Consider the following 9223-nt stretch of genomic DNA (forward strand, 5'->3'; position numbering starts at 1 on the left):
GTCACTTTGTCACCGTCAAGCGTCGAACCCGTTGTAATAATATGCGAGTCTGACTTTGGTGACATTCAGCGCCCCTTCCGTGCTCCACTTGCTGACGTTGACCCTCATGTTCACCGTCCTGAACAGCCTTTCTACCCGGCTTGTTGTCTTTCCTTCCAAGCGATTCTCTAAAGCTGTAAACATGTCCGCACGCGCATTCTCAAGATAAACCACGCAATGCTCGTACTTTTTTTCCTTACAGTAAGCGATAACCTTTTCCAGGCGCGCTCTCTTTGATTCGAGCATCGCTTTGATCGTATCGGGGCAATCCACCAACGACCTGATCGCGCATATCTCCATCAGCTCCGCCACGACATGCAACCATTCCTTGCTTTTTCGTTTCACGCCGTCCGACCATAAAACATACTGCGCTTGGTAGGGGATATGCCATAAACATCGCTGGATAAGCACCGTCACTTTTTCTTTCAGGCTTTCAAAGATAGCGGTATCACCGTCGGTCATAAGCAAAAATGGTTCCTTGAATTTCTTGATCACCCCGATACTTTTTTGAAACAGCTTGTCCCATGAACCGTTGTAGTTGCCGATATCGATGCCCGCCACCCTGATTCCGCCGCCTTTTTTGTACTGCACCAACACCTTCAACTCCTTGCCCCGTTTGGCGATCCCGGCAATCCCGACACCGGTTCCATCGGCCTCGCAACGCGGCTCTTCATTTTCGTCCAGAACAAATTCCATCCCGGCACCAACTTGTTGCACCGACTTCCAAATCGTCATCTTGTCTATCGCCCACCCGAACATCTTGCCGAACTTCTCCGCCACGCGGTAGGAGGTCAACGCGCCCAGCAGAGCCAACTTGTGCCGTGTTTCTTCGGGAACTCTCTTCCTGGGTTCCATGCCTAGCAACATCCGGGTGATGTACTGCTTGCTGCCGCACTCCTTGCATTCCACCTGCAACTGTTTGAGCGTGATATACCGAAACCAGGTGAGAACGGTCGTCGCCTTGCCATGCCGCGTCTTCCAGATAAATTGGGTGTCATTGCCACAACATTTACAGACGAATGATTTTTTCTCACAGGCCATCTCGTACTCGCCGAAAGCAACCAGCACTTTCTGAAAGAAATCTTCCAGCAACTGTGGCAACAACATAAGAAACGCTTTCATAATCGACGAAAAATCGCTCTGCCCCATGTTGATCCTGAATTGACAGTCAAATTCAATCGTAATATCTTTCTGCTGTGGGGTCGTTTCCATATTGCCCTCCTTTTTGGATTTTGTTTCCGCAAAAACTAAATACCATATTGGAGGGCAATTATCTTTTACTACTCAGGTCTCACAAATTCTACGTTACCAATTTATTGACTGTAAATATACACATCTTAGTTGGGCATTTCCATCAACATAATTTGATATTATTATTCATAATCATATTTTTATTCTTGTTAATTAGAAATAGTCACAAGATTTTTTCGTTCAACTCATTCACAAACCCTTGCAATTCATTTGGCAATGGTGCGCTGAGCTGCATAGGCTCATCTGTCAGCGGATGCGTGAAAGTGATGCTGTACGCATGCAGAAACATGCGCTTTAAACCCCGCTTAATTAAGTCTTTATTTCGCGCGAAATCACCGTACTTATCATCGCCCGCAATGGGAAAGCCCAGATGAGAAAGATGCACACGAATTTGATGAGTACGCCCAGTTTTCAGTTGAGCTTCAAGCAAGCTGAATTCAGATAAATTTTTTTGCAAGACAAAAATGGTGTGGGAGGCTTGCCCATCTTCGCGCACCATTACGCGTTTCTCACCGTTCTGAGTGTTAAATTTGTGTAGTGGTAATTTAACGTGCTGCTTTACGTTCTGCCACTTGCCTAATACTAAGCACAGATATCGCTTGTCGCTTTTCCCTTCACGCATCTGTTCGTGCAGGTGGATCAGAGCAGATCGCTTTTTCGCCAGTAGTAACACGCCCGACGTTTCTCGATCCAGGCGATGAACCAGTTCCAGAAATTTGGCTTGCGGACGGGCGCTACGCAATTGTTCAATAATGCCGAAGCTAACTCCACTGCCGCCATGTACTGCTACTCCAGATGGCTTGTCGATCACCAACAGTGCATCGTCTTCATATAGGATCGGAAATTCAAGTGCTGGGACATAGTCACGATTTTGCGTTTGAGCTACCCGTACAGGCGGAATACGAACATGGTCGTCCAGTTGCAGGCGATAAGTCTGATCCACCCGCTTCTTATCAACGCGCACTTCACCGCTACGCAGAATACGATAGATATGGCTTTTGGGGACACCCTTAAGGTGTTTGCATAGAAAATTATCAATGCGCTGATTGCAGCTGCCCTCGTCAATCTTTATCCAGGTTACAGATTCTTTGCGTAAATTATTCATTATGCTTATACTTCCCGATAACGCGTATTGGCTAACGGAAAACGGGATGCGAATTCCCCGTGAGTGTGGAGCAGGCAACAATGCCGCCGCCCCGTTCCGACGCAATCCGGTTAATGTCACTCACCGGAAGAAGCAGTGATAGTAATTGATTTACGCGCTCAAAGCACCTGCGGATTTTTTCCGTGTCGCCCTTATAACAAAATTGGCGGCACCTGTTAATTTTAAACAAGCTAATAACGAGAACAATATTTATAACAACCGTCAGCATCGCTATATCAGCATTGTTTGCACGGCTCTTATTCGCTTTCTCGCGCGCGGTTAGCCGTGTGTAGACTTGTTCTGCCCGTGTCAGAGCGCGGGAGAAAATATAATGAAACGCATGTTATTCAATGCGACACAAGCGGAAGAACTCCGTGTCGCCATTGTCGATGGTCAAAAATTGATCGACCTTGACATTGAATCCGCTGGCAAAGAGCAACGCAAAAGTAATATATATAAGGCTGTCATTACTCGTATCGAACCCAGTCTGGAAGCTGCTTTTGTCGAATATGGCGGTAACCGCCATGGTTTCCTACCATTCAAAGAAGTTTCTCCCATTAATTACTTGAATCAAGAAGGTACCGGTCGTCCCAGCATCAAGGAAGCATTACGTGAAGGCCAGGAACTTCTCATCCAGGTGGAAAAAGACGAGCGCGGCAATAAGGGAGCCGCATTAACTACTTATATTAGTCTGGCTGGCCGCTATATTGTGCTGATGCCCAATAATCCTAGCGGTGGTGGTGTATCGCGCCGTGTTGAAGGCGAAGAGCGTAATGAACTGCGCGACGTCTTGTCGCAATTGGAAATTCCACAAGGTGCAAGCATTATTGCGCGCACTGCCGGAATTGGCCGCAATCTAGAAGAATTACAATGGGATCTTAACTACCTCAAACAGTTGTGGGATGCCATTGAAAGTGCGGCAAAAACCGAAAAAGCCCCATCGCTGATCTACCTTGAAAGTAGCTTGGTGGTACGCGCCATACGCGACTATTTCCACCCTGAAATCGGTGAAATTCTAGTTGATACGGACGATATCTACCAACAGGCACGGGCTTTCATGAGCACGGTCATGCCGAACAATGTTCATGTAATCAAGCGGTATCAGGATGACGTACCTTTATTCTCGCGCTTCCAAGTTGAACACCAGATTGAATCGGCGCATGCACGCCAAGTAAACCTCCCCTCCGGTGGCGCCATTGTTATTGATCATACGGAGGCACTAACCGCAATCGATATTAACTCAGCACGCGCTACGCGCGGCGCGGATATAGAGTCCACCGCACTCAACACTAATTTGGAAGCTGCCGAAGAAATTGCACGGCAGATGCGTCTGCGCGATTTAGGTGGTCTGATCGTCATCGATTTTATCGATATGGAAAGCACCCGCAACCAGCGTGAAGTGGAAAATCGCCTGCGTGATGCATTGCATTATGACCGTGCACGTGTACAGACTGGAAAAATTTCGCGCTTCGGCCTGCTGGAGCTATCTCGTCAACGCCTGCAACCCAGCCTGGAAGAAAGCAGCCACACACCCTGTCCCCGTTGTAACGGCATCGGCCATATACGCGGCATCGAATCTTCCGCCTTGAACATCCTGCGTATTATTAGTGAAGAAGCGATGAAAGAACACAGTGCCGCTATCCACGTGCAAGTGCCGTTAGATGTCGCTACCTTCCTGCTTAATGAGAAGCGCGCTGAAATACATCAAATTGAATCGCGGCTAAAGGTGGTCATTACACTGATTCCAAATACAAATATGGAAACCCCGCAATATACCGTGACTCGTTTACGCCAATACGACATGACTGGCGAAAATAAGCAGGCTAGCTACAAGTTGGTGACAATATCGGAAGTAAACCATATCACTGCCAAAACCGCGCATGAATCCAAACCACAGCGCTCTCAAGCTGTAGTTCAAGGTGTCACGCCACCACAACCTGCCCCAATGCGATCAGTCCGAGGAGCTACGCAACCTTCTACTTTCGTCAAGCTGATAGGCTGGCTCAAGTCACTAGGTGAGGTAAAAACTCCCGAAGAGCCGATCGCTAAACCGCGTACCAACAACCCACCTCGACGTGAACGAGAAAACCGTAGCTCAAGCGGTAACCGCTCGGATAGTAATCGACCTGAAGGCAACCGTCAGCGCAATAATCCGCGCCGTGACCGCGATGAAATTCAACCACGTATAGACAAAGCAGTGCAATCGGCACCAAAAACACAGGAACCGCGCGCTGCACGTCCGCCCAAGCCACCACGCGTACCAGTCGAAACAGCGGTATTGGAAAACATGGGGAAAGTTGCAGCCATCACTGAAGCAACGGAAGAAATTAGTCAGAGCACTGGACGTAAACGCGGTCGGCGCGGAGGACAGCGCGAACGCGAACGGCGTGATCAGCTGGCAGCCGGGCAATTAGTCGGTGAACAAACTATCCTGACCGAAAGTACGCCCAGTACTGTATTAAGCACCATTGAATCAACACGCCAAAGCGAACCTACTGAGCAACAAAATATTCAAAATATAGAGTCACACCAACTTCCTGCTGAGCAGGCTATTACATCGACTCAGGTCAGCCCTACAAGCAATGGCAGCGGGTTGGTGCAGGTCGAAACTGACGCAGTCAAACGCTCTTTAGCGGCTGCGACTGACCAGGTTGAAACTGCACCACCAGCGTCACGCCGCCGCTCACGTCCACGTGAAATTTACAGTATGGAAAACAACGAGCCGCTGGTACAAATCGAAACGCAACAAAATTTGAACTTATAGTTGGATTGGTAACATTACACACGGTAGTGTAAATTAAAAAAACAATAAAGCCGCACAGTAAAAATGCGCGGCTTTATTGTTTTCCTACTTCATTCGATATTAAAAAATATGCAATAAATACAATCCGCCTCTTTACGTAAGAACCTTCTGTATATGCTGTAATAAGCCCTCTGAAGCATCCTCCACCATATCAAGTACACGCTCGAAACCGTCTGCCCCACCATAATATGGATCGGGAACTTCACGCTCGTCATGTCGTGTAGCATATTCCAGAAACAAGCCCAAACGTCCTTGCTCCTTTACCGGACATAAACGTTGCAAAATATCAAGATTGTCACAATCCATAGCCAGCACATATTCGAAACGCGTAAAATCAGCAACCTCAACCTGTCGCCCACGCAACATACTCATATCGTATCCGCGCTGTAATGCAGCACGCTGCGTTCGCGTATCCGGCGGTTTGCCTATATGGTAATCATGCGTACCTACTGAATCAATCAGAATGTGCTGTACCAATCCTGCTTCTTCAACGCGTGTGCGGAACACTGCTTCAGCGGTGGGTGATCGACAGATGTTTCCCATGCAGCAAAATAAGACTCTAATTTTTTTCAATTATTCTACTCATTAGAAAGAAAAAGTATTGAAAATTCCAACTGCTCCAACTCAAAATGGAGACATGAACACGCTCTCCCGCAGCTTCTTCAATTGGTCACGCAATTCACTTGCACGCTCAAATTCAAGATTTTTCGCTGACTGCAGCATTTCTTTTTCTAGCCGCTTAATTTCCTTGGCAAGGTCACGCTCACTCATCGCCAAGTATTTTTCCTGATCTTGTTCTATTTTCAGTTGCTTACGCGCAGCATCTGGCTCATAGCTACCCTCGATGATGTCCTTGATACGTTTCTGCACACCTTGGGGGACAATGCTGTGCAATTCATTGTGCAATTGCTGCTTGTTCCGCCTGCGCTCAGTCTCGTCGATCGCTCGGCGCATCGAATTGGTAATTTTATCAGCATAGAGTATTGCGTTACCATTAATATGGCGCGCAGCGCGGCCTATCGTCTGAATGAGCGCACGTTCCGAACGTAAAAAACCTTCCTTATCAGCATCGAGTATAGCGACCAGTGATACCTCGGGGATGTCCAGCCCCTCGCGTAACAGGTTAATACCGACTAGAACGTCAAACATGCCCAACCGCAAATCGCGGATGATTTCCACTCGCTCAACAGTTTCAATATCTGAATGCAGATAACGTACTTTAATACCGTGCTCAGAAAAATATTCGGTGAGATCTTCTGACATGCGCTTGGTCAACGTGGTGACCAGTACTCGCTCGCCCTTGGCTGTGCGTAAATTTACCTCAGACATCAAATCATCCACCTGATGTGTGGCCGGCCGCACTTCAATTTGCGGATCAACCAGTCCAGTGGGACGCACCAATTGTTCCACCACTTGTCCGGTATGCTCTGCCTCAAAAACAGCCGGCGTTGCAGAAACAAATATGGATTGACGCATTACGCGTTCAAACTCGTCAAAACGTAGCGGGCGGTTATCCAGCGCAGATGGCATTCGGAAGCCGTAGTTGACTAAATTTTCCTTGCGCGCCCGATCTCCTTTGTACATGCCGCCGATCTGCGGAATGGTAACGTGGCTTTCATCAATAAACATCAGCGCATCGGGCGGTAGATAATCAATCAGCGTAGGTGGTGGTTCGCCCGCTTTGCGTCCAGACAGATGGCGCGAATAATTTTCGATGCCTTTGCAAAAACCGATCTCGTTCAGCATTTCCAGATCGTGGCGGGTACGCTGTTCGATACGCTGTGCTTCCACTAATTTATGTTCTCGCTGAAAAAAATCTATGCGCTCAGCCAACTCAAGCTTTATGGTTTCTATGGCCTGCAATACCGTGCTTCGCGGAGTAACATAGTGACTGGACGGGTACACGGTAAAACGCGGCACGCGGCTCAGAATGTGGCCGGTAAGTGGATCAAATAGCGACAAGCTTTCCACTTCATCATCAAACATAGTCAGCCGCAATGCATGTTCGCTGTTTTCAGCCGGAAAGATGTCGATTACATCGCCGCGCACTCGAAAATGCCCATGAGAAAAATCCACATCATTACGCTCATACTGCATCTCTGTGAGACGCTTGATTGCGTCCTGCCGTATTAATTTTCCATGCTCGCGCAGGTGCAAAACCATGCCGTGATAATCTACCGGGTCGCCGATACCATAAATGGCCGAGACGGTGGCTACAATTACTACGTCCTGTCGCTCCAACAGGGATTTGGTAGCCGACAAGCGCATCTGCTCGATCTGCTCATTTATGCTGGAATCTTTTTCGATAAACACACCACGCGATGGAACATAAGCCTCTGGCTGATAGTAATCGTAATAGGAGACGAAATATTCAACTGCATTTTCAGGAAAAAAATCGCGCATTTCAGAATACAACTGCGCCGCCAGCGTCTTATTTGGTGCCATAATAATGGCTGGCCGCCCCAATTGGGCAATGACGTTGGCCATTGTGAAAGTTTTACCAGAGCCTGTCACACCAAGCAAAGTTTGAAACGACAGTCCCTCATTAACTCCCTCAACCAATTGTGCAATTGCAGTGGGCTGATCACCCGCAGGCTCGAAAGGTTGATGCAAGAAATATGGGCTATTGGGATAGGTCTTAATCACGGTATAATTTCAGCAAAATTCGAATTAAAAATTTTAATAAACGGGACAGTTTACTCTGAACCCATAAGGATACAATCTTGGAACTATCGAAGCGCGTACAAGCAATCAAACCCTCCCCCACTCTGGCCGTTACCGCGCGAGCTTCGAAATTGAAGGCGGACGGGAAGGATATTATCGGATTGGGAGCAGGCGAACCTGATTTCGACACTCCGCAGCATATCAAAGATGCGGCAATAGCCGCGATCAACAAAGGTTTCACCAAATACACCGCAGTGGGGGGAACACCCTCTCTGAAACAGGCTATCGTCGCCAAGTTCAAACGTGACAATGGGCTGGATTACACTGCGAAACAGATCCTTGTTTCCTGCGGCGGCAAACAAAGTTTTTTCAACTTGGCGCTTGCCTTAATAAATCCTGGTGATGAGGTAATTATCCCAGCACCTTATTGGGTATCCTATCCGGATATCGTGCTCATCGCAGAAGGCAAACCGGTAATTGTGCAGGCAGGCATCGAGCAAGAGTTCAAAATGAGCGCTGCACAATTAGCTGCGGCCATCACAACCAAAACAAAAATAGTGGTGATCAACAGCCCGAGCAACCCCTCCGGTGCTGTTTACAGCTTGGAAGAGTTACAAGCTCTGGGGGAGGTGTTGGGCAAACATCCTCAGGTACTGATTGCCACCGATGATATGTATGAGCACATTGCGTTGCGTGACGAAAAATTCGTCAACATCCTGAATGCCTGCCCCGATTTTTATTCACGCACTATGGTCCTGAATGGGGTGTCTAAATCTTATGCAATGACAGGCTGGCGGATTGGTTATGCCGCAGGACCAGAGCACATCATCACGGCAATGGAAAATGTGCAATCACAAAGCACTTCCAATCCCACTTCGATTTCGCAAGTAGCTGCAGAAGCAGCCTTGAACGGGGATCAGGACTGCATTGCGCCGATGCTAACAGCATTCCGTGAGCGACATCTATTCGTAGTGGATGCACTGAACAAAATTTCCGGTGTCAAATGCTTAATGAGCGGAGGGGCGTTCTATGCATTCCCCGACGTGCGTCAGGTAATTGCGACTTTGTACCAGAAGGGCACCATCAAAGAAGCTACCGACGTAGCTTTGTCCGAATACCTGCTAGAACAGGCTGGTGTGGCCATAGTGCCTGGCTCGGCTTTCGGTAGTGAAGGCTACATTCGTCTGTCTTTCGCCACCTCAATGGAAAATTTGAAAAATGCGATTAGCCGCATCTCCAAGGCATTTTCATAATTCTATTGTTGTTGCGTAACTACTCACCCCATCCCTCAAGAGCCTTACCCGCCAAAGCGATTTGAATAG

At 48.0% G+C, this 9223-nt stretch carries 6 protein-coding genes; 2 read left to right on the plus strand and 4 right to left on the minus strand.

The window, feature by feature from the left end; genetic code table 11:
• Positions 1 to 15: 15 nt before the first annotated feature.
• Together MJ769_RS14090 and rluC are read right to left on the minus strand one after the other, a co-directional pair.
• Positions 16 to 1251, minus strand: a complete 1236-nt coding sequence (locus MJ769_RS14090; protein WP_239237776.1) for a hypothetical protein — start codon at positions 1249 to 1251, stop codon at positions 16 to 18.
• A gap of 202 nt (positions 1252 to 1453) precedes the next feature.
• The gene (rluC, locus tag MJ769_RS14095; RefSeq protein ID WP_239237777.1) at positions 1454 to 2395 is read right to left on the minus strand and encodes a 23S rRNA pseudouridine(955/2504/2580) synthase RluC; all 942 of its coding nucleotides are present in this window, start codon (positions 2393 to 2395) and stop codon (positions 1454 to 1456) included.
• A 370-nt stretch (positions 2396 to 2765) separates the two neighbouring features.
• Here rluC and MJ769_RS14100 point away from each other — a divergent pair, with 370 nt between their 5' ends.
• Positions 2766 to 5198, plus strand: a complete 2433-nt coding sequence (locus MJ769_RS14100) for an Rne/Rng family ribonuclease (RefSeq protein ID WP_239237778.1) — start codon at positions 2766 to 2768, stop codon at positions 5196 to 5198.
• A gap of 132 nt (positions 5199 to 5330) precedes the next feature.
• Here MJ769_RS14100 and MJ769_RS14105 read toward each other — a convergent pair whose 3' ends face one another.
• Entirely contained in the window at positions 5331 to 5810 is a 480-nt protein-coding gene (locus MJ769_RS14105) for a low molecular weight protein-tyrosine-phosphatase (protein WP_256445731.1), read from the minus strand.
• 51 nt (positions 5811 to 5861) lie between these two features.
• On the minus strand, positions 5862 to 7883 hold the full coding sequence (gene uvrB / locus MJ769_RS14110; protein ID WP_239237780.1) for an excinuclease ABC subunit UvrB: 2022 nt from the start codon (positions 7881 to 7883) through the stop codon (positions 5862 to 5864).
• Positions 7884 to 7960: 77 nt separating this feature from the next.
• Between uvrB and MJ769_RS14115 the strand changes: the two genes are divergently transcribed.
• Positions 7961 to 9154 carry a pyridoxal phosphate-dependent aminotransferase gene (locus tag MJ769_RS14115; protein ID WP_239237781.1) on the plus strand — a complete coding sequence of 398 codons (1194 nt, stop codon included), beginning with the start codon at positions 7961 to 7963 and terminating at the stop codon, positions 9152 to 9154.
• Positions 9155 to 9223: the final 69 nt, after the last annotated feature.

The sequence above is a fragment of the Candidatus Nitrotoga sp. BS genome (assembly GCF_927797785.1).
Taxonomy (GTDB): domain Bacteria; phylum Pseudomonadota; class Gammaproteobacteria; order Burkholderiales; family Gallionellaceae; genus Nitrotoga.